The organism is Pseudoxanthomonas sp. USHLN014, from assembly GCF_037153335.1.
Lineage (GTDB): Bacteria > Pseudomonadota > Gammaproteobacteria > Xanthomonadales > Xanthomonadaceae > Pseudoxanthomonas_A > Pseudoxanthomonas_A winnipegensis.
Window position 1 is genome coordinate 219,012 of the sequence record NZ_JBBCKO010000006.1, and the last position, 21,794, is coordinate 240,805.

The 21,794-nt window shown below is 68.1% G+C and carries 16 protein-coding genes and 1 pseudogene; 6 read left to right on the forward strand and 11 right to left on the reverse strand.

What is annotated here, in order from left to right:
• The first annotated feature begins 157 nt into the window (after window positions 1–157).
• Both WFQ05_RS12995 and tdh read left to right on the forward strand, forming a co-directional pair.
• Window positions 158–2,464: a TonB-dependent receptor gene (locus WFQ05_RS12995; protein ID WP_337054160.1), complete on the forward strand. Its 2,307-nt coding sequence runs from the start codon at window positions 158–160 to the stop codon at window positions 2,462–2,464.
• Window positions 2,465–2,561: 97 nt separating this feature from the next.
• A complete protein-coding gene (gene tdh, locus WFQ05_RS13000) occupies window positions 2,562–3,596 on the forward strand; it encodes an L-threonine 3-dehydrogenase (protein WP_165394567.1) in 1,035 nt (344 codons plus the stop codon).
• Between the two features lie 148 nt (window positions 3,597–3,744).
• Here the strand turns inward: tdh and WFQ05_RS13005 are convergent, their stop codons facing one another.
• From WFQ05_RS13005 to WFQ05_RS13020, 4 genes and pseudogenes are all read right to left on the reverse strand, one after another.
• A complete protein-coding gene (locus WFQ05_RS13005) occupies window positions 3,745–4,788 on the reverse strand; it encodes a sulfate/molybdate ABC transporter ATP-binding protein (protein ID WP_337054161.1) in 1,044 nt (347 codons plus the stop codon).
• A 20-nt stretch (window positions 4,789–4,808) separates the two neighbouring features.
• A pseudogene (cysW, locus tag WFQ05_RS13010) lies at window positions 4,809–5,684 on the reverse strand (sulfate ABC transporter permease subunit CysW); the annotation flags it as partial.
• A 41-nt stretch (window positions 5,685–5,725) separates the two neighbouring features.
• On the reverse strand, window positions 5,726–6,586 hold the full coding sequence (gene cysT / locus WFQ05_RS13015; RefSeq protein WP_337054162.1) for a sulfate ABC transporter permease subunit CysT: 861 nt from the start codon (window positions 6,584–6,586) through the stop codon (window positions 5,726–5,728).
• On the reverse strand, window positions 6,583–7,623 hold the full coding sequence (locus WFQ05_RS13020; RefSeq protein ID WP_337054163.1) for a sulfate ABC transporter substrate-binding protein: 1,041 nt from the start codon (window positions 7,621–7,623) through the stop codon (window positions 6,583–6,585). Before WFQ05_RS13020 ends, cysT begins: the two co-directional genes overlap by 4 nt.
• A 198-nt stretch (window positions 7,624–7,821) precedes the next feature.
• Here WFQ05_RS13020 and kbl point away from each other — a divergent pair, with 198 nt between their 5' ends.
• The gene (gene kbl, locus WFQ05_RS13025; protein ID WP_337054164.1) at window positions 7,822–9,030 is read left to right on the forward strand and encodes a glycine C-acetyltransferase; all 1,209 of its coding nucleotides are present in this window, start codon (window positions 7,822–7,824) and stop codon (window positions 9,028–9,030) included.
• 142 nt (window positions 9,031–9,172) lie between these two features.
• On the opposite strand, the gene WFQ05_RS13030 is transcribed toward kbl, so the two are convergent.
• The 3 genes from WFQ05_RS13030 to WFQ05_RS13040 form a co-directional block, all read right to left on the reverse strand.
• The gene (locus WFQ05_RS13030; protein ID WP_337054165.1) at window positions 9,173–9,961 is read right to left on the reverse strand and encodes a pseudouridine synthase; all 789 of its coding nucleotides are present in this window, start codon (window positions 9,959–9,961) and stop codon (window positions 9,173–9,175) included.
• 48 nt (window positions 9,962–10,009) lie between these two features.
• Window positions 10,010–10,543, reverse strand: coding sequence for a hypothetical protein (locus tag WFQ05_RS13035; protein WP_337054166.1), 534 nt, complete (start codon window positions 10,541–10,543; stop codon window positions 10,010–10,012).
• Between the two features lie 751 nt (window positions 10,544–11,294).
• Window positions 11,295–12,383 carry an OmpA family protein gene (locus WFQ05_RS13040; RefSeq protein WP_130523433.1) on the reverse strand — a complete coding sequence of 363 codons (1,089 nt, stop codon included), beginning with the start codon at window positions 12,381–12,383 and terminating at the stop codon, window positions 11,295–11,297.
• A 372-nt stretch (window positions 12,384–12,755) separates the two neighbouring features.
• Here WFQ05_RS13040 and WFQ05_RS13045 point away from each other — a divergent pair, with 372 nt between their 5' ends.
• Entirely contained in the window at window positions 12,756–14,813 is a 2,058-nt protein-coding gene (locus WFQ05_RS13045; RefSeq protein ID WP_337054167.1) for an NADPH-dependent 2,4-dienoyl-CoA reductase, read from the forward strand.
• 326 nt (window positions 14,814–15,139) lie between these two features.
• The gene (locus tag WFQ05_RS13050; RefSeq protein WP_130516048.1) at window positions 15,140–15,598 is read left to right on the forward strand and encodes a cell wall hydrolase; all 459 of its coding nucleotides are present in this window, start codon (window positions 15,140–15,142) and stop codon (window positions 15,596–15,598) included.
• Window positions 15,599–15,703: 105 nt separating this feature from the next.
• Here WFQ05_RS13050 and prpC read toward each other — a convergent pair whose 3' ends face one another.
• From prpC to prpB, 3 genes are read right to left on the reverse strand one after another with little or no spacing between them, the layout of a single operon-like run.
• Window positions 15,704–16,858 (reverse strand): 2-methylcitrate synthase, encoded by a 1,155-nt coding sequence (gene prpC, locus WFQ05_RS13055; protein WP_337054168.1) that lies wholly within the window; start codon window positions 16,856–16,858, stop codon window positions 15,704–15,706.
• Window positions 16,859–16,895: 37 nt separating this feature from the next.
• Window positions 16,896–17,501: a DUF1003 domain-containing protein gene (locus tag WFQ05_RS13060; protein ID WP_130523431.1), complete on the reverse strand. Its 606-nt coding sequence runs from the start codon at window positions 17,499–17,501 to the stop codon at window positions 16,896–16,898.
• 33 nt (window positions 17,502–17,534) lie between these two features.
• On the reverse strand, window positions 17,535–18,422 hold the full coding sequence (prpB, locus tag WFQ05_RS13065; RefSeq protein ID WP_337054169.1) for a methylisocitrate lyase: 888 nt from the start codon (window positions 18,420–18,422) through the stop codon (window positions 17,535–17,537).
• A gap of 118 nt (window positions 18,423–18,540) precedes the next feature.
• Between prpB and WFQ05_RS13070 the strand changes: the two genes are divergently transcribed.
• A complete protein-coding gene (locus WFQ05_RS13070) occupies window positions 18,541–19,770 on the forward strand; it encodes a citrate synthase family protein (RefSeq protein ID WP_337054170.1) in 1,230 nt (409 codons plus the stop codon).
• Between the two features lie 42 nt (window positions 19,771–19,812).
• On the opposite strand, the gene prpE is transcribed toward WFQ05_RS13070, so the two are convergent.
• The gene (gene prpE, locus WFQ05_RS13075) at window positions 19,813–21,717 is read right to left on the reverse strand and encodes a propionate--CoA ligase (protein WP_337054171.1); all 1,905 of its coding nucleotides are present in this window, start codon (window positions 21,715–21,717) and stop codon (window positions 19,813–19,815) included.
• Window positions 21,718–21,794 lie beyond the last annotated feature (77 nt).

Sequence of the window (21,794 nt, forward strand, 5' to 3'; positions counted from 1 at the left end):
TCGGAAACGAAAGAAAGCCCGGCGCAGCGCCGGCCGCCCAGCGGTATACGCCAGATGTTTGTCAGGCGCACGACATCCGGGACGTCATCGCCTCGTCATCGCAACTTCATGAATCGGTGACACCGTTCCGCCGCCTCCTCCCTCACGGCTTTCACCGATGTCACTTTCGATTCCCACGCCGCGCCGCAGCGCCCTGGCGCTCGCCCTGCTCTGCTCCATCTCCGGCCTGGCCCAGGCCGCCGACCCGCCGGCCGACGCGGCCGAGGCGGCCCCGGCCGATGCCAAGCAGCTCGATGCGGTCTCGGTGGTCGCGCGCGGCGCGACCCGCCAGGTGCAGCGCGTCAACCAGCAGGACATCGAACGCCTGCCCGCCGGCAGCAGCGCCCTGAAGGCGATCGACAAGCTGCCTGGCGTGCAGTTCCAGTCGGCCGACGCCACCGGCGCCTACGAGTGGTCTACCGCGATCTACCTGCACGGCTTCGACCAGAGCCGCCTGGGCTTCACCCTGGACGGCGTGCCGCTGGGCAACATGAGCTACGGCGTCACCAACGGCCTGTCCATCACCCGCGCCATCCTCTCCGAGAACATCGCCTCGGTCGAACTGGCGCAGGGCGCCGGCGCGCTGGGCACGGCCTCCAACAGCAACCTGGGCGGCACGCTGCAGTTCTATTCGGCCGATCCGGAGACCGAGTTCGGCGGTCGCTTCTCGCAGACCGTCGGCGACCGCAACGCCAGCCGCACCTATGCGCGCCTGGACACCGGCGAGCACAACGACCTGTCGGCCTACGTGGCCTATGCCGACTCGGACATGGACAAGTGGAAGGGCGACGGCAGCCAGCGCTACGAGCAGTTCAACGCCAAGGCGCTGTACGCCTGGGGCGAGGGCAACCGCGTCAGCCTGTTCGTGGACAAGTCGCGGCGCAAGGAACAGGACTACATGGACCTGTCGCTGACCAGCCAGAAGGTGCTGGGCTGGGACTACGACTACCTGGTGCCGGACTGGGCCACTGCCGCGCAGATGGCGCGCGCCTACCAGCGCACCGGTACCTATGCCGGCGTGGCCAACGGCTACCCGGTCTCGCTGGCCGGCCTGCCGGCCGACTACGACTGGCTGGACGCCACCTACTACTGGGGCGCCGGTCTGCGCGACGACACCCTGGCCGCGCTGGCCGGCAGCTTCGTCTTCAGTCCCGCCGTCTCGCTGGACGTGACCGGCTACTACCACGGCGACCGCGGCGAGGGGCAATGGGTCACGCCCTACGTGCCGACCTCGGCCAGCGTGCCGCTGTCCATGCGCACCACCGACTACGGCCTGGACCGCTTCGGCGGCACCGCCGCGCTGAAGTTCAACATCGGCATCAACGAGATCGAGCTGGGCGGATGGGCCGAGAACGCGCAGAACACCCAGGAGCGTAATTACTTCCAGCTGGGTGGGCCGTTCACTTCCATGTTCAACTTCTACGAGGCCGGCGACCCGTTCTACCGCCAGTTCCTGCAGAAGTATCAGATCCGCACGCGCATGGCCTATGCGCAGGACACCCTGCACCTGCTCGACGACCGGCTGAGCCTCAACTTCGGCGCAAAAGCGGTGAGCACGCAGATCCAGGCGCGCTCGCTGGTGCCCAGCAGCAGCTATGCGCAGGGCACGATCAAGGCCGACGACCACTTCCTGCCTCAGGTCGGCATCAGCTACAAGCTCGACGAGGCGCAGGACGTCTACGCCTCCTACAGCAAGAACATCGCCGCCTTCGGCTACAGCCCGTTCGCCACCAACCAGGCCACGTTCAACCAGCTCAAGAACACCCTGGACCCGGAGCAGTCGCAGACCGTGCAGGCCGGCTGGCGTACCCATGGCGAGCGCTACGAGGCCTCGGTCGGCGCCTACTACACGCGCTTCTCCAACCGCCTGCTGACCATCTCCCCGTGCAGCGCCATCCAGACCTGCTCGGCGATCCTGAGCAACGTCGGCGAGGTGGACAGCAGCGGCGTCGACCTGGCCCTGGTGTGGAAGCCGATCGACGGACTGAGCTGGCTCAACACCCTGTCCTGGAACCGCTCCAAGTACCAGGACGACTACCTCAACAACGGCGTGGTGGCGACCAAGGGCAAGCAGGTCGTCGGCCTGCCGGAATGGATGTTCTCCTCCAGCCTGTCCTGGCGGCAGGACGGCTGGCACGCCTCGATCGACGGCAAGTACACCGACAAGCGCTACCTCACCTACCTCAACGACTCCAGCGTGCCCAGCTACTGGCTGTTCAACGCCGGCGGCGGCTACGACTTCGGCCGGGTCGGCGCGCTCTCCCGCCTGGACGTCTCGGTCAACGTGACCAACCTGACCGACAAGCGCTACTTCGCCACCACCGGCACCAACGGCTATGTCGCCTCCGATCCGGACGGCTACAACCAGACCCTGATGGCCGGCGCCCCGCGCCAGGTGTTCTTCACGGTCGACGCGCGCTTCTGATCGCGCAAGCGGGGACGGCGGCCCGGCGTGGATGAAAGGTCCACGCCGGGCCGCGGCTTATAATTGGTCTCCTCTTTGTCTTTGGTTGCAACGCACCATGGCGGACACGATGAAAGCGCTGGTCAAGCGCGAGGCGGGCAAGGGCATCTGGATGGAACAGGTCGCCAAGCCCGTGCCCGGCCCCAACGAGGTGCTGGTCAAGCTGGAGAAGACCGCCATCTGCGGCACCGACCTGCACATCTACCTGTGGGACGAGTGGAGCCAGCGCACCATCAAGCCGGGCCTGACCATCGGCCATGAGTTCGTCGGCCGTATTGCGCAGTTGGGCTCGGCGGTGACCGGCTACCAGGTCGGCCAGCGCGTCTCGGCCGAGGGCCACATCGTCTGCGGGCACTGCCGCAACTGCCGCGGCGGACGTCCGCACCTGTGCCCTAACACGGTCGGCATCGGCGTCAACGTCAACGGCGCCTTCGCCGAGTACATGGTGATGCCGGCCTCCAACCTGTGGCCGATCCCCGACCAGATCCCCTCCGAGCTGGCCGCGTTCTTCGACCCCTACGGCAACGCGGCGCATTGCGCGCTGGAGTTCGACGTGATCGGCGAGGACGTGCTGATCACCGGCGCCGGCCCGATCGGCATCATCGCCGCCGGCATCTGCAAGCACATCGGCGCGCGTAACGTGGTGGTCACCGACGTCAACGACTTCCGCCTCAAGCTGGCCGCCGACATGGGCGCCACGCGCGTGGTCAACGTCGCCAACACCTCGCTCAAGGACGTGATGGCCGACCTGCACATGGAAGGCTTCGACGTCGGCCTGGAGATGAGCGGCAACCCGCGCGCCTTCAACGACATGCTCGACTGCATGTACCACGGCGGCAAGATCGCCATGCTCGGCATCATGCCGCGCGGCGCCGGCGCGGACTGGGACAAGATCATCTTCAAGGGCCTGACCGTGCAGGGCATCTACGGCCGCAAGATGTACGAGACCTGGTACAAGATGACCCAGCTGGTGCTGAGCGGCTTCCCGCTGGGCAAGGTGCTGACCCACCAGCTGCCGATCGACGACTTCCAGAAGGGCTTCGACCTGATGGAGGAAGGCAAGGCCGGCAAGGTCGTGCTGAGCTGGAACTGAGGTCCTCCTCGGGTCATCACGCGAAAGGCGCCGCAAGGCGCCTTTTTCGTTCCATGTCCGTCCGGCGAGAACGCCGTGAGTTGGTGATCCGCTGGCCAGGCAGCAACTGTCACTCGACCGCAAGCTGCCGGCGCATCGGCAAGCCCGGCTAGCGCTCGGCGAAGGCGCCCCAGCGCGCCGGGACCAGGCCGACCCGCGCGCCCACCTGCACGCTTTCGGTCGCGGCCGGCAGCTCCAGCTCCAACGGCGTGCCATCGTCGAGACGGGCATGGATGCGCTGGCGCGGACCGCTGCGCTGCACGCTCTCCACCTGCGCCTGCCAGCCGCCCTGCCCCGGCGCGACCGGCTGCAGATCCTGGGGACGCACGAACAGCGCCACCGCGCCGTCGGCCAGCGCATCGCCTTGCGGCGCAGCCAGCTCCAGACCGCCGACGCGCAGCACCTCGCCGGCCTTGTGGCCCGAGAGGCGGTTGGCCTCGCCGACGAAGCCGTAGACGAAGGCCGACGCGGGCTGGTCGTAGACCTGCGCCGGCGTGCCGATCTGTTCGATGCGGCCCTTGTTGAGGATGGCCACGCGGTCGGCCAGCTCCAGCGCCTCTTCCTGGTCGTGGGTGACGAACACGGTGGTCACCCCGGTCGCCTCGTGTACCTGGCGCAGCCAGCGGCGCAGGTCGCGGCGCACCTTGGCATCGAGCGCGCCGAAGGGCTCGTCCAGCAGCAGCATCTTCGGCTCGATCGCCAGCGCACGCGCCAGGGCCACGCGCTGGCGCTGACCGCCGGAGAGCTGGGTGGGATAGCGCGCGCCCAAGCCCTCGAGCTGCACCAGCGAGAGCAGCTCGCGCACGCGCGCGGCGATCCGGGCCTTCGGCCAGCGCGCGCGGCCACGGCGGACCTTGAGGCCGAAGGCGATGTTCTCCTCCACCCGCATGTGCTTGAACAGCGCGTAGTGCTGGAACACCACGCCCACCTGGCGCTGCTGCACCGGCAGCACCGAGGCGTCCTGGCCATCGAACAGCACGCGCCCGCCGTCGGCATGCTCCAGCCCGGCGATCACCCGCAGCAGCGTGGTCTTGCCCGACCCGGACGGGCCCAGCAGCGCCAGCAGCTCGCCCGGACGGATGTCCAGATCGATCGCGTCCAGCGCGGCGAAGGCGCCGAAGCGCTTGGAGAGGTGTTCGACCGTGATGCCCATGGATTGTTGCGGACCTTGAATCAGTGTCGGTGTCTGGCCGCCAGCGCCTCGCCGTGGCGCCATTCCAGCCAGGACTTGAGCGCCAGGGTGACCAGCGCGCTCAGCGCCAGCAGGGAGGCGGCGGCGAAGGCCGCGCTGTAGGCGTACTCGTTGTAGAGGATTTCCACGTGCAGCGGCAAGGTGTTGGTGCGCCCGCGAATATGCCCGGACACCACCGAAACCGCGCCGAACTCGCCCATCGACCTGGCCGCGCACAGCAGCACGCCGTACAGCAGCGCCCAGCGGATGTTGGGCAGGGTCACGCGCCAGAAGGTCTGCCAGCCGCTGGCGCCCAGGCTGAGCGCGGCCAGCTCCTCGTCGCTGCCCTGCTGCTCCATCAGCGGCATCAGCTCGCGGGCGATGAAGGGGAAGGTGACGAAGGTCGTGGCCAGTACGATGCCCGGCAGCGCGAACACGATCTGCGGCAGCTGGATCAGCGTGTCCCCCAACACCGGCAGATGCACGCGCCAGCCCTCGTCGATCAGCGGCCAAGCCCAACCCTGGCGGCCGAAGATCAGCATGAAGACCAGGCCGGCCACCACCGGCGAGACGGCGAACGGCAGGTCGATCAGGCTGACCAGGATACGCTTGCCGGGGAAGCGGTGCTTGCTCACCGCCCAGGCCGCGGCGATGCCGAAGATCAGGTTCAGCGGCACCACGATCGCGGTCACCACCAGGGTCAGCCGGATCGCCGCCAGCGCGTCGCGGTCGGTGATCGCCTTGAGAAAGGTCGGCAGGCCGCTGCGCAGCGCCTCGGTGAACACCAGCACCAGCGGCAACAGCAGGAAGGACAGCAGGAACAGCAGCGCCAGCCCTACCAGCGTCCACTTCATCCACGCCGGCTCGGTGGTCGGCGCGCGCAGCGCGCGCCGTGGCACGGGCACGGACACGGCGGCCATCAGGCCGGCACCTTCAGGCCGCGCCGCGCCAGCCGCGCCTGCAGCGTGTTGATCACCAGCAGCAGGAAGAAGGACAGCAGCAGCATCGCCGCGGCGATCGCGGTGGCACCGGCGTAATCGAACTCCTCCAGCTTGATGGTGATCAGCAGCGGCGCGATCTCCGACACGCCCGGCAGATTGCCGGCGATGAAGATCACCGAGCCGTATTCGCCCACCCCACGCGCGAACGCCAGCGCGAAGCCGGACAGCACCGCCGGCCACACCGTGGGCAGCACCACCTGCGCGACCGTGCGCAAGCGCCCGGCGCCGAGGCTGGCGGCGGCCTCCTCCAGTTCGGATTCGACCTCGGCCAGGACCGGCTCGACCACGCGCACCACGAACGGCAGGCCGATGAACACCAGCGCCACCGTGATGCCCAGGGGGGTGTAGGCGACCTTGAGTCCGCCGGCCTCCAGCCAGCGGCCGAGCCAGCCGGTCGGGCCATAGAGCTGGGTCAGTGCGATGCCGGCCACCGCCGTGGGCAGCGCGAACGGCAGATCCACCACCGCATCGAACAGACGCTTGCCCGGAAAGTCGTAGCGCACGAACACCCAGGCCACCAGCGTGCCGGCCACCGCGTTGAACGCCGCCGCCGCCAGCGCGGTGGAAAAGCTCACGCGCAGCGCGGCCAGCACGCGCGGGTCGGTCCAGACGGCCCACAGTCCGTGCCAGCCCAGGCCGGCCGACTTGATGAACACCCCCGCCAGCGGCAGCAGCACGATCAGCCCGAGCCACAGCAAGGTGGTGCCCAGGCTGAGGCCGAAGCCGGGAATCACCCGCCTTCGGCGCGCGCGCCCTGCTGCAGGAATCGCAACGCTCAAGGCCGCTTCTTTCCCGCCAGCATCTTGTCGAACTCACCGCCGTCGGCGAAGTGCTTGGCCTGCGCCTTGGCCCAGCCACCGAACACCTGATCCACCGTCACCAGCTGCACCTTGGGGAAGCGCGCGATGTCGGCCGCGTCGGCGAACTCGGGATGGCGCGGGCGGTAGAAGTTGTGCGCGATGATCTTCTGCGCCTCCGGCGTGTACAGGAACTCCAGGAAGCCCTGCGCCTCGGCGCGCGTGCCGTGCTTGTCCACGTTCTTGTCCACCAGCGCCACCGGCGGCTCGGCCAGGATCGACAGCTTGGGCACGACGATGTCGAACTTGTCCTTGCCCAGCTCTTCCTGCGACAGGAAGGCCTCGTTCTCCCAGGCCAGCAGCACATCGCCGATGCCGCGCTGGACGAAGGTGGTGGTCGCCCCGCGCGCGCCGGTGTCCAGCACCGGCACGTTGTTGTACAGCGCGGTCACCATGCGCCGGGTCTTGGCCTCGTCGCCCTTGAAGATGTGCAGGCCATAGGCCCAGGCGGCCAGATAGTTCCAGCGCGCGCCGCCGGAGGTCTTGGGATTGGGCGTGATCACCTGCACGCCGGGCTTGAGCAGGTCGGGCCAGTCCTTGATCTGCTTCGGATTGCCCTTGCGCACCAGGAAGACGATGGTCGAGGTATAGGGCGCGCTGTTGTCCGGCAGGCGCTTCTGCCAGTCGGTCGGCAGCAGCTTGGCCTGGCTGGCGATCGAGTCGATGTCGTAGGCCAGCGCCAGGGTGACCACGTCGGCCTCCAGGCCATCGATCACCGCACGCGCCTGCTTGCCCGAGCCGCCGTGCGAGCTCTCCACGCTGACCGATTCGCCATGCTTGGCCTTCCAGTCCTGGCTGAAGGCGTCGGACAGGGCGCGGTAGAGCTCGCGCGTAGGGTCGTAGGACACGTTGAGCAGCTGCTTCTGCTGGGCCATGGCCGCCGCGGCCACGGTCAGCAGGCACGAGGCCATGACCAGCGCGAACAGGCGAGTCAGGCGACGGGTGCGGGTGAGGGTCATGGCGGATTTCCTTGCGTAATGGACAGCGAGCGGGGCTGCATTCAGGAATGCTTATGCTGCCCAGGCATGAATGTGCCACGAAATAATGAAAGCGCGCGTGCTTATCGCCAACGGGAATCAGGCTGAACCCGCGAACCGGCCTCGGCGGGGCGGGCGCGTAAAATGCGCCCTTCCGTTCCCGTTCCCAGGCCCGCCGCGATGACCGATGCCCTCCCCGCCCTGACCCACCGCTACGCCGAGGAGCTGGACGGCATCCGCGAGGCCGGGCTGTTCAAGTCCGAGCGCATCATCACCGGCCCGCAGTCGGCGCAGATCACCCTGGCCGACGGGCGCCAGGTGTTGAACTTCTGCGCCAACAACTACCTGGGCCTGGCCGACCACCCGGACATCATCGCCGCGGCCAAGCAGGCGCTGGACACGCACGGCTTCGGCATGGCCTCGGTGCGCTTCATCTGCGGCACCCAGGACCTGCACAAGCAGCTCGAGCAGACCATCGCGCGCTTCTTCGGCAAGCAGGACACCATCCTGTACGCGGCCTGCTTCGACGCCAACGGCGGCCTGTTCGAACCGCTGCTGGGCGAGGACGACGCGATCATCTCCGACGCGCTCAACCACGCCTCGATCATCGACGGCGTGCGCCTGTGCAAGGCCAAGCGCTTCCGCTACGCCAACTGCGACATGGCCGACCTGGAGGCGCAGCTGCAGGCGGCCGACGCCGCCGGCTGCCGGACCAAGCTGATCACCACCGATGGCGTGTTCTCGATGGACGGCTTCATCGCCCCGCTCGACGAGATCACCGCTCTGGCCGCCAAGTACGGCGCGCTGGTCCATATCGACGAATGCCACGCCACCGGCTTCCTGGGCCAGACCGGGCGCGGCTCGGCCGAGGTCAAGGGCGTGCTGGACAGGATCGACATCATCACCGGCACGCTGGGCAAGGCGATGGGCGGCGCGCTGGGCGGCTTCACCACCGCCAGCGCCGAGGTGGTCGAACTGCTGCGCCAGCGCTCGCGTCCCTACCTGTTCTCCAATTCGCTGCCGCCGCACGTGGTGGCCGCCGGGATCAAGGCCTTCGACATGCTCGACGCCGCCGGCGACCTGCGCACGCAGCTGCGCGACAACACGGCCTATTTCCGCGAACGGATGACCGCCGCCGGCTTCGACCTGAAGCCCGGCGTGCACCCGATCAGCCCGGTGATGCTCTACGACGCGCCGCTGGCGCAGCGCTTCGCCGAGCGCCTGCTGGAAGAAGGCATCTACGCGATCGGCTTCTTCTTCCCGGTGGTGCCCAAGGGCCAGGCCCGCATCCGCACCCAGATCAGCGCGGCGCACACCCGCGCGCACCTGGACCAGGCCATCGACGCCTTCATCCGCATCGGCCACGAGCTGGGCGTGCTGAAGAGCTGATTCGTTTACCGCTGGCCGGGGCCAGAACGGCCTTGGCCTGGGCCATTGGTTGAAGGTTCCATCGGCGCAGAGGTAAAGCGCCGTGCGCGGATGGCGGCCACAAGCGCCGCCCGCGCTGGAATCCAGCTAAGCCCGGATCAGGTCAGGGAGCGACCTTCTTTCCGGGCGGGGCCACGTCGGAAGGCGGCGCCAGCGCGCTCACCTCCTGCGGTGTCAGTTCACGCCACGCGCCCTTGGCCAATGCGCCCAGCGGCAGCTCGCCGATCGCCACACGCACAAGGCGCAGCGTGGACAGGCCGAACGCCTCGAGCAGCCGCCGGATCTGGCGGTTGCGCCCCTCGTCCAGCGTGATCTCCAGCCAGGCATTGCGCCCGCCGCTGCGCAGCAGCTGCGCGCGGGCGGCACGCAGGTGTTCGCCCTCGACCGACACGCCCTGCTCCAGTCGCGCCAGCAGCGCGGCATCGGGAATCGCATCGATCTGCACGTGATAGGTCTTGCTCGGCCCCGTCGACGGGTCGGTGATCGCCGCCGCCCAGGCCGGATCGTTGCTCAGCAGCAGCAGGCCTTCGCTGGCCTTGTCCAGCCGCCCCACCGGCGCCAGCCACGGCAGACCCGCGCCGTCCAGGCAGCGATAGACCGTGTCGCGCCCCTGTTCGTCGCGCGCCGTGGTGACCAGTCCGCGCGGCTTGTTGAGCATCAGATAGCGGCGTTCGACGCCCGCTTCCGCGTCCGCCTGGCCATCGACCTCGATCCGCGAACGGCCGGCGACAGTCGGGAACTCCGGATCGCGCACCACGCGCCCGTCCACCCGCACGCGCCCCGCCGCGATCCAGCGCGCCGCTTCGGTGCGCGAGCACAGGCCCAGCTTGGACAGCGCGCGCGCCAACCCGTGCCGCGGCGCATCGTCGCGAACCGGCTTGTGCGTCGCCATCGGAATGCGCCCCTGTATGCCGTCGCCGCGTGGGCCGACGGCGCGGACTTACTGCTTGTCGGCGGTCGGCACTGCCGCGGCGGGCGCGGCGGCCGGCGTCGCGACCACTTCGCCCGGCGGCACGGCGACCGCGGCGGCCGCAGCGGCCGGCTTGGCCTTGACCACGCGCACGCCGCGCGACTTCATCCAGGCATCGAACTCGTCGGCCGTCATGCGCTTGCCGTTCTGGTTCATGTCGAAGCGCCAGGGCGTGTTGTCGTACTGGGTCTTGGGCTGGTAGGCGGCCGGATCGTTGGCCTTCACCGCCGGCGTGGCCATGGCCAGCTCGCGGCAGCCGTCGACCTTCATCCGCAGCAGCACGCGATCGACCGACTGCGCGTCGTTGTAGGACTGCGCCAGCACGCCACTGGGCGCGCCCAGGCTGGTGGTGTTGGCGAACAGCTCCACGGCCACCGGCGAGAGCACGGTCGTGCGCTGCGGCAGCGGTTGCGGCACCACGCCGTTACAGTCCTGCGCCGCTTCGGCGTGTGCGAACGGAGCAACGGCGAGCAGGGAAACGACCGCAACGAGGGATGCGCGCATAGGGAGTTCGCAAGGAGAAAAAGAGGGTTGCGGGAGTTTAGGCAGGCGGCGCGCAGACAATCAACCGTTACACGATGTTTTCCATGCAAATCACTGAAAGAAAAGACTGAATACGGTGCACGGAGCTCCGCGCGAGACAGAGGATTCTTCGCCGGAGCTCAGAACCGCCAATCCGTCGGTGAAGCGCGTGCGGGCCAGTGAGCTCATCTCGTCCGGTAGCCCCGCCACGGCCAGGCGCGGCTCCACGGCTGGACGACTCCTCCATGGCCAATGTCTGGCTGGGAAAGGCCTGATCGCGCCGCATGCTTCGGTGGGAGCAACTGTCTCCTCAAATCTCGCAGCAACCTGCCTGTAGAGCGGAGCTTGCTCCGCTGGGGCCTTCCCCACGAACCGGACGAAACGCAGCGGAGCAAGCTCCGCTCTACAGGTGGGAGCCGCCATGGCGGCGATGGGGTTTTACCGGGAAGGCCTCATCGCCGCCATGGCGGCTCCCACCGAGATCGGGTCGAGGCCCGGAGAACTTTGCGCCATCGGCCACCCTGTGCCCTCATGCCACACAGCCCGGACCGCGGCGCTTCCGAAGCTGCGACCTCGACGACTGCGAGACCCCGACATCGAAAGCCGCAACGCTCCATCGCGTCGAGGCCTCGATTTCGGCAGAAGCACAAAGAAAAAGCCCGGCGCAAGGCCGGGCTTTTCTTAATGCTGGAGGCGGCTGCGGTATCCCGCAGCCAACCCCTGAGCGGCCAGATTAGTTCTGGACGTTCAGCTCCGTACGACGGTTCTTCTCGCTCTTGCAGGCCGGGAACGTGTTCGGGGTCTGCTCCAGCGGACGGCTCTCGCCGTAGCCGATCGGTCCAACCAGACGCGACGAGGACACACCATTGTTGGTGAGGAAGTCGTACACGGTCTTCGCACGACGCTCGGACAGCTTCTGGTTGTAGGTCTCGGTACCGCACAGGTCGGTGTGACCGGCGACTTCGACGCGCAGGTCGGGGTAGCGCTTGAGGATCTCGACGGCCTCGTTCAGGATCGCCACCGCGTCAGGACGCAGGGTCGCCTTGTTGAAGTCGAAGTTCACGCCCTTCAGGTCGATGGTGACCGGAGCGGGGCAGCCGTCCGGACCGATGGTCTGGCCAGCCTGCGAACCGGGGCACTTGTCGTCGCAGTTGTTGACGCCGTCACCGTCGTCATCCAGGTCGGCGCAGGTCTGAGCCGGCGGCGGCGGCGGCGGCGGGGCGACCGGAACGGCCTTGGTGCCCAGCGGGATCACGACGCCGACCGAAGCCAGCACGTCACCGAACCACGACTCGTCCGGAGCGCGGTGGCTCTGGTCGTTGAAGTCGCCACGGTAGGCCACTTCGGCGCGCACGGCGACGCGGCTGTCGAAGGTGGTCTGCAGACCGACGCCGACCTTGGCGGCGAAGTTGCCGTCCTTGTTCTTGGCCGGGGAATCCGGGTTCGGGAAGTTGTCGTACTCTTCCTCCGAGCGCTGGTAGCCCAGGCCCATCAGGACGTACGGGTTCCAGCCGCGGCCTTCCTGGATGAAGTGGCGACGCAGGTCGAACGAGATGCCGTACTGCGACCAGTTCAGGTTGTCTTCCGGGTCCAGGCTCGGGTTCTGATAGTTCAGCTCACCGTCCAGCGACCAGTTCGGGCTGATGAACTTGCCCAGGCCCAGGGTGGCGAACGGAGCGTCGTCGGTCTTGCGGTCGCTGTCCTGCAGGTTGTAGCCGACCGAACCGGTCAGGTACCAGCGGTCATCAAACTCCTGAGCCGAAGCGGCCTGCGCCACGCTCAGTCCGGCCAGCATCGCGGCGCAGAGAAGTTTCTTGTTCATTTGCGACTCCTTGAGAGTTCAGGGTTTTGAAAACCGACTGCGTGGGCGTGGGGTCATCCCGAGCCTTACGGCATTCAGTCCAATGTTTGAACGGCGAGGGTGCCGTCAACACCGGCGCAGATTATGCAGGGGCTCGTGAAGATCGTGTTAACAGCAGCCTAACAAGTCGACTCGCGCCCCTGCCTGGCGCGGGCCACGTTATACGGGCGCCAAAGCGCACGTGGTGTGAAAACCATGCGCCAATTGTGTGTCCGAATCGTTCATTGCCTTCGGTTCAGGTGAAGCCAACGTTGCCGTTGCGTCAGCGCCTCTTGTCCGGCGCAGCGCCTTGCGGCAAGGTGCGCGCACTCTTCCATACGCAAGCGTATTGACATGCCCAGCCAGACGCCGAGCCAGGCCAACCTGAACGAAGCCGCCCCCCCTTACCCGCATCTGCTGGCGCCGCTGGACCTGGGCTTCACGCGGCTGCGCAACCGGGTGCTGATGGGCTCGATGCACACCGGCCTGGAAGACCGCGCCGCCGACTTCCGCAAGCTGGCGGCCTACGTGGCCGAGCGCGCGCAGGGCGAAGTCGGGCTGATCGTGACCGGCGGCTTCGCGCCCAACCTGGTCGGTTGGCTCAAGCCGTTCGGCGGCAAGCTGTCCTGGCCGTGGGAGGCACGCCCGCATCGCCAGGTCACCCAGGCCGCGCATGCGCACGGGGCGAAGATCTGCCTGCAGCTGCTGCATGCCGGGCGCTATGCCTATCACCCGCTGTCGGTCGCGCCCTCGCGCCTCAAGGCGCCGATCAATCCCTTCGCGCCCCGGGCGCTGAGCGTGCGCGGCGTCGAGCGCCAGATCGATGCCTACGCCCATGCCGCACGCCTGGCCCGTCAGGCCGGCTACGACGGCGTGGAAGTGATGGGATCGGAGGGTTATCTGATCAACCAGTTCACCGCCGCGCGCACCAACCAGCGCGACGACGCCTGGGGCGGCGATGCCGCGCGCCGGATGCGCTTCGCGGTGGAGATCGTGCGACGCGTGCGCGAGGCCTGCGGGCCGGACTTCATCATCATCTACCGCCTGTCGCTGGTGGACCTGGTCGAAGGCGGCAACGCCTGGCCGGACATCGTCGCGCAGGCCCGCGCGGTGCAGGCCGCCGGCGCGACCCTGATCAATTCCGGCATCGGCTGGCACGAGGCGCGCGTGCCGACCATCGTCACCTCGGTGCCGCGCGCGGCCTTCGCCGATGTCACTGCCAAGCTCAGGGGCGAGGTGTCGGTGCCGGTGATCGCCACCAACCGCATCAACATGCCGCAGGTGGCCGAGGACCTCCTGGCGGCCGGCAAGGCCGACATGGTGTCGCTGGCGCGACCGCTGCTGGCTGACCCGCACTGGGTGCGCAAGGCGCGCACCGGCGATGCGGCGCGGATCAACACCTGCATCGCCTGCAACCAGGCCTGCCTGGACCACGTCTTCCAGAACAAGCGCGCCAGCTGTCTGGTCAACCCGCGCGCCTGCGCCGAGACCGAGCTGGTCTATCGCAAGACCGAGCGCCCGCGTCGCATCGCCGTGGTCGGTGCGGGTCCGGCGGGCCTGGCCTGCGCCACGGTCGCGGCCGAACGCGGACACCGGGTGAGCCTGTTCGAAGGCGGCAGCGAGATCGGCGGCCAGTTCAACTATGCCAAGCGCATCCCCGGCAAGGAGGAATTCCACGAGACGCTGCGCTACTTCCGCCAGCGCCTCGACGACACGGGCGTGGAGCTGCACCTGGACACGCTCGCCGATGTGGACACGCTCAAGGGTTTTGATGCGGTGGTGCTGGCCACGGGCATCACGCCGCGCACGGTGCAGATGCCGGGCGCGGATCATCCCAAGGTGGTCAGCTATGTGGATGTGCTCTCCGGGCGCGTGCAGGTCGGCGCGCGTGCGGCGTTGATCGGCGCCGGCGGCATCGGCTTCGACGTGGCCGAGTATCTGGTCGAACACGGTGCGTCGCCGAGCACCGATCCCAAGCGCTGGATGGCGCAGTGGGGCGTGGATGCAAGCTTCGAAGCGCCGGGCAGTCTGGTCGCGCCGAAGCCCGAACCGCCGGCGCGCGAGGTGTGGCTGCTGCAGCGCACGCCGGGTCGGCCCGGTGCGCGCCTGGGCAAGACGTCGGGCTGGGTGCATCGCGCCACGCTGAAGGCCAAGCAGGTGCGCATGCTCGGTGGCGTGGAGTATCTGGGTGTGGATGATGAAGGCCTGCATCTCCGCGTGGATGGATCCGAGCAGACGCTACCGGTCGACCATGTGGTGATCTGCGCAGGCCAGGAACCGCGACGCGAGTTGTTCGATCTGCTGCAGGCGCAAGGCATCACGCCGCATCTGATCGGCGGTGCGGATGTGGCGGCCGAACTCGATGCCAAGCGTGCGATCGATCAGGCCAGTCGTCTCGCCGCAACGCTTTGAAGAACACGCATCACGCGCGCTGTGAACGTGCTGCATCGCGGCATCAACATCGCACTGTCATGAGACGCTGACTGCCGTAGTCAGCGTCGTGATGCAAGCGTCGATATTCAGTTGACGTTTTGAATTCGGCTCGTACCTTGCGCCGACTTTCCGACCCGCCGCCCAGTTCAGGCGGGTCTTGCCTGGCCACCCTTTCATTCAAGGCCAGCACCCGGGTAGCCCGTGAGATGGCTGCCTCCCCATGACGCCCAACCGCTGTGCCGGCCGTCTTCCCCAGTTTCGTGGGACGACCCCTTCGCATGCGGCCAAACGGAGCAAGGAGTTCGATGAAACTGGCCTGGATCTTATGGCTGTCGTCACATGTGATGCCACAGCCGGCCGCCGATTCGCTATGTCTGTCCACCACCGTCTATCTCGAGGCGCGGGACCAGAGCATGCGTGGACAAGAAGCCGTTGCGGAAGTCGCGCTGCGACGCCGCGACAGCGGGCTGTGGGGCAACTCGCTGTGCGAGGTGGTCACCGCACGGCATCAGTTCGCCCCTGGCATCGTGCCCAGCTCCACGCGTCTGCAGAACGGCGGCGCATGGGCGCGCTCTGTGTCGGTGGCGCTGGATTCGGAGCGCAACTGGGCGCTGCCGCGCGGCGCGCGGCGCGAGATCGTCCCCGGTGCCAGTCACTTCGCCGCGCACGAACTGGTCGCACCCAGCTGGGCCAACGCCTACACCGTGGCCACGATCGGCGATCACACCTTCTATCGCGTGCAGTCGCTCAAGCCACGCTCGTGAACACGCCGGCTTGCTGACGCAAGCGACTTCATCGCGACGCGCAACGAAGGAGGGCCGGCATTGCCGGCCCTCCTTCTTTCTTTCAGCGCAGTACCGTACGCCGCATCAGCTGCGCTTGTCGATCGGCACGAAGGCGAGATCTTCCGGACCGGTGTAGTTGGCGCTGGGACGGATGATCTTGCCGTCGATGCGCTGCTCGATCACATGCGCGCTCCAGCCCGCCGTGCGCGCGATGACGAACAGCGGCGTGAACATCGCCGTCGGCACGCCCATCATGTGATAGCTGACCGCGCTGAACCAGTCCAGGTTGGGGAACATCTTCTTGATGTCCCACATCACCGTCTCCAGGCGCTCGGCGATGTCGTACATCTTGGTGCTGCCCTGCGCCTTGGACAGGTCGTGGGCGACCTGCTTGATCACCTTGTTGCGCGGATCGCTGACCGTGTACACAGGGTGGCCGAAGCCGATCACCACTTCCTTACGCTCAACACGCGCCTTGATGTCGGCCTCGGCCTCGTCGGGCGTGTCGTAGCGCTTCTGCACTTCGAAGGCCACTTCGTTGGCGCCGCCGTGCTTGGGCCCGCGCAGCGCGCCGATGCCGCCGCAGATGGCGCTGTACATGTCGCTGCCGGTGCCGGCGATGACGCGGCAGGTGAAGGTGGAGGCGTTGAACTCGTGCTCGGCGTAGAGCACCAGCGAGGTATGCATCGCCTCGACCCATTCCTTGCGCGGCTCCACGCCGTGCAGCAGATGCAGGAAGTGGCCGCCAATCGAATCGTCGTCGGTCTCCACGTCGATGGCGCGGCCGTTGTGGCTCCAGTGATACCAGTACAGCAGCATCGAACCGAGGCAGGCCATCAGCTTGTCGGCGATGTCGCGGGCGCCGGGATGGTTGTGATCGTCCTTCTCGGGCAGCACGCAGCCCAGCGCCGACACGCCGCTGCGCATCACATCCATCGGATGGGCCGAAGCGGGCAGCTCCTCCAGCACGGCCTTGACCGCGGCGGGCAGGCCGCGCAGCGACTTGAGCTTGGCCTTGTAGCCGCGCAGCTCGTCGCGCGTGGGCAGCTTGCCGTGTACCAGCAGGTAGGCGACTTCCTCGAACTCGCTCTTGGCCAGGTCCAGGATGTCGTAGCCGCGGTAGTGCAGATCGTTGCCGGTGCGGCCGACGGTGCACAGCGCGGTGTTGCCCGCCGGCGTGCCGGACAGCGCGACGGATTTCTTCGGCTTGAAGCCGGTGGCGGTGGGTTGCTCGGACACGGTGTTTCCTCCCGGGGGTTTGCTTCGATGTGACGTGTTAAGGCGCAGCGGTCGGCGGCGCGTCGCGCTGGACCAGCAGCTGTTGCAGCATTTCGATCTGGCGGTTCTGCAGTTCGACCAGCGTGGCCCAGTCCTGCTCGCGCAGCTGGTTGAGCTTCTCGTGGACCTGCAGGATCTCCAGCTCGGACTTGACGTTGACCTGGTAGTCGTTCTCCGCGCGCAGGCGGTCGGCGGCGGCCTGGCGGTTCTGGCTCATCATGATGATCGGCGCCTGGATCGCCGCCAGGCAGGACAGGCACAGGTTGAGCAGGATGTAGGGATAGGGATCGAAGGCCTTGGCCAGCACGAAGCTGTTGATCGCCATCCACACCGCCAGGAACACGCCGAAGGCGATGATGAAGCTCCAGCTGCCACCGACCTCGGCGACCCGGTCGGCCACGCGCTCGCCCAGCGTGCGGTTCTGGCTGAACTCGCGCGCCACGTTGCGTGCGACCTGGCGCTTGGCGATGAAGCGCTCGACGATCGCGCGCTCCTCGCCCTGCAGCTTCTCCAGTTCGGTCTGCAGCAGGTGGCGCGCGGTCTCGCGCCGGTCGATGCGGGTACGGCGCTGGCGTTCTGCGGCGGGCGGACGCGAAAAGTTCATGGCATGCGCAAGATCAGGTCGAAGGGAGCCCGATCATGCCCGCTTGCCGGCGAACAGTGCGTCCAGCTTGTGCTCGAAGGCGTGGTAGCCGATGCGTTCGTACAGCTCTTCGCGGGTCTGCATGGTGTCCAGGACGGCCTGCTGCGAGCCGTCCTGGCGGATCGCCTGGTAGACGCGCTCGGCGGCCTTGTTGGCGGCACGGAAGGCCGACAGCGGGAACAGCTGGATCGCCACGCCCACGCTGGCCAGTTCGTCGCGGGTGAACAGCGGCGTGGCGCCGAACTCGGTGATGTTGGCCAGCACCGGCACCTTGACCGCCTCGACAAAGCTCCGGTAGGTCTCCAGGTCGTAGGCTGCTTCGGCGAAGATGCCGTCGGCGCCGGCCTCCACGCAGGCGATGGCGCGGGCGATCGCCGCGTCCACGCCCTCGGCCTGGATCGCGTCGGTGCGGGCGATCAGGAAGAAGTCCGGATCGGCCTTGGCATCGGCCGCGGCCTTGACCCGGTCCACCATCTCGCCCTGGCTGACGATCTCCTTGCCCGGGCGATGACCGCAGCGCTTGGCGCCGACCTGGTCCTCGATGTGGCAGGCGGCCGCGCCGGCCTTGATCAGCGACTTGATGCTGCGCTCGATGTTGAACGCGCTGGCGCCGAAGCCGGTGTCGATGTCCACCAGCAGCGGCAGCTCGCACACATCGGTGATGCGGCGGGTGTCGATGAGCACGTCTTCAAGCGTGTTGATGCCCAGGTCCGGCAGGCCCAGCGAGCCGGCCGCCACGCCGCCGCCGGACAGATAGAGCGCCTTGTAGCCGGCGCGCTGGGCCAGCAGGGCGTGGTTGGCGTTGATCGCGCCGATCACCTGCAACGGCGACTCGGCGGCCAGGGCGGCGCGGAAGCGGGCGCCGGGGCTGGAAGTGGACATGGCGGAACTCCTGGATCGGGACGGGCGTGCGGCGCGGCAGTGGCGCACTCGCGGGGCGAGGCGCAATCTGGCACCCTGCGATGCATTGATCAATCTTGATCGCACAAATCAACCTGTCATGGACCACGACCTGATTCCGGCCGCCACGGCCTGCGAGCTCCTCGGCATCACCAGCGCCACGCTCTATGCCTACGTCAGCCGCGGCCTGCTGGAATCTCGCCCCGGTCCGGACCATCGCAGCCGCATGTACCGGCGCCAGGACGTGGAGCGTCTGGCGCAGAACAAGCGCGCCGGCCGCGGCGCGGCGCGCGGCGCCGCGCAGAGCCTGGATCGCGGCCTGCCCGTCCTGGAGACCGGCATTTCATTGATCCAGGCCGATGGTCCCTATTACCGCGGCCGCTCGGCGGTGGTCGCGGTCCGCGACGGCGCCACGCTGGAGCAGACCGCGCGGCTGCTGTGGGACAGCGCCGGCCACGATCCCTTCGCCGCCTCGCCATCGGCCTGGCCGCCGACGGTGGCGCGACTGGCACTGGACCAGGGCCTGCCGCCGCTGGAGCGCACCCTGGCCTGCATCCCGCTGTTGGCGCTGGAGGTGCGGCATTCGTTCAACCTGGCCCCGGCGGTGCGCTTCGACGTGGCCGCACAGCTGCTGCGGCAGAACGCGGCGCTGCTGATCGGCCAGCAGCCCGCGTCCACTCCCGTGCATCTTCAACTGGCCCAGGCCTGGGTGCCGGGCGATGCGGACTTCGCCGAACTGGTGCGTGCCGCGCTGGTGCTGTGCGCGGACCACGAACTCAATGTCTCGGCCTTCGCCGCGCGCGTGGTGGCTTCCACCGGCGCGCACCTGCATGCCACGGTCTGCAGTGGACTGGCGGCGCTGTCCGGCCCCCGTCACGGCGGCGCCACCGCGCGCGCCTATGCGCTGCTGCAGGCCGGCGCCGACGAGGTAGCCGCCCGCTGGGCGCGCGGCGACGACCTGCCGGGCTTCGGCCATGCGATGTATCCGCATGGCGACCCGCGCGCGGCCGAACTGCTGTCGATGCTGCGCACCCACCGCGCCGACTGTCCGCGTCTGGCGCAGCTGGAGGCGCTGATCGCGCGCGCCGAAGAGGCCAGCGGCCTGCGCCCCAATATCGATCTGATGCTGGCGGCCCTGTGCTTTCTCTACGACCTGCCCGCCTCGCCCGCGCTGGTGGTCTTCGCCAGCGGCCGCCTCGCCGGCTGGCTGGCGCATGCGCTGGAGCAGCAGACGCTGGGCAAGCTGATCCGTCCGCGGGCGCGGTACGTTGGCCTGCCGCCGGAGGAGCGAGCAGCGAGTGAGCAGCAGCGAAGAACGAAAGAGGAGTAGAAGCGGAAGCGTCGCTGCCGCTTTCCACTCATTCCTTTCTACTCAGCTCCCCGCGTCCGGTCCGCGCGACAGCGCGCGGCGCACTTCCTCCAGCGCATTGGGATCGTCCAGCGTGGACAGGTCGCCCGGATCGGCGCCCTGCGCCAGGGCCTGGATCGAGCGCCGCAGCAGCTTGCCCGAGCGCGTCTTGGGCAGCGCGTTGACGATATAGACCCGCGCCGGCCGCGCCACCGCGCCCAGATCGGTCTCCACGATCCTGCGCATGCCGTCGGCCGCGCTGTTGCGTGCGGCCACCTCGTCGGTGGCCTGGCGCAGCGTGGCGAACACGATCGGCACCTGCCCCTTGACCTCGTCGGCCACGCCCACCACCGCCGCCTCGGCCACCGCGCCGAAGCCGGACACCGACTCCTCGATCTCGCGCGTGCCCAGCCGGTGCCCGGCCACGTTGATCACATCGTCGGTGCGGCCGAGGATGAAGGTATAACCGTCCTCGTCGCGGATCGCCCAGTCCAGCGAGCTGTACAGCAGCTCCTTGAAATGGCTGAAGTAGCTGTCGAGGAAGCGCTGGTCGTCGTTCCAGATCGTGCTCATGCAGCCCGGCGGCAGCGGCGGCTGCATCACCAGCACGCCCTTCTGGTTGGGCGCGACTTCCTCGCCGGTGGCCTCGTCGATGACCTTCATCCGGTAGCCGAGATTCGGGAAGCCCGGCGAGCCGAAGCGCACCGGCTTCATGTCCACGCCCGGCAGCACGCACAGCGCCGGCCAGCCGGTCTCGGTTTGCCAGTAGTTGTCGATCACCGGCTTGCGCAGCGCGTCGGTGATCCAGTGCGCGGTGGGCTCGTCCAGCGGCTCGCCGGCGAGGAACAGGTACTTCAGCTCGGACAGGTCGTGGCGCCGGATGAAGTCGACGTCGTGCTTCTTCAGCACGCGGATCGCGGTCGGCGAAGAGAACATCGTGCGCACGCCGTACTGCTCGCACAGCGCCCACCAGATGCCCGGATCGGGATGGGTGGGCAGGCCTTCGTACAGTAGCGAGGTGCAGCCGCCGATCAGCGGCCCGTACACGTTGTACGAATGCCCCACCGCCCAGCCCACGTCCGAGGTGGAGAACATCACCTGCCCCGGCGCGCAGTCGAAGATGGTGCGCATCGACTGCGCCATCGCCACCGCGTAGCCGCCGACGTCGCGCTGCACGCCCTTGGGCTTGCCCGTGGTGCCGGAGGTGTAGAGCAGATAGCTGGGCTCGTTGGATTCCAGCCATTCCACCGGCACCTGCGTCTGCCCGACCTGCGCGCGCAGGGTGGCGTAGTCCTCGTCGCGCCCCGGCACCTTCGGCTCGGCCGGATCCAGATCGCGCGAGACGATCAGCACCTTGGGCGGTGCGAACCTGGCCTCGGCGCAGGCCGCATCGATCATCGGCTTGTACGGAATCACCTTGCCGCCGCGGATGCCCGCGTCGGCGGCGATCAGCAGCTTGGGCTTGGCGTCATCGATGCGCAGCGCCAGGTTGTGCGCGGCGAAGCCGCCGAACACCACCGAGTGGATCGCCCCGATGCGCGCGCAGGCCAGCATGGCGAACACCGCCTCGGCCATGTTGGGCATGTACACCACCACCCGATCGCCGCGGCCGACGCCCAACTGCTTGAGCACCGCCGCGAAGGCGTTGACCTCCTCGTGCAGCTGCCGATAGGTGATCTCGCGGGTGACGTTGGTCTCGGTGGACACGGCCACCAGCGCCAGCTGGTCGGGTCGCGTCTCCAGGTGGCGGTCGACGGCGTTGTAGCAGAGGTTGGTCTGCCCGCCGACGAACCACTTGCGGAACGGCGGATTGGAATAATCCAGGATCTGCTGCGGCGGGACATGCCAGTGGATGGCCTTGGCTTCCTGCGCCCAGAACGCCTCCGGTTCCTCGACCGAACGGCGGTACACCTCTTCATACGATGACATCCAAGCCCCCTCCCGAGCGCCGATGCCAGCGAGCATAGAGGGCGCCCGCGCGCCAGACCGTTGGACCATGGTCGATG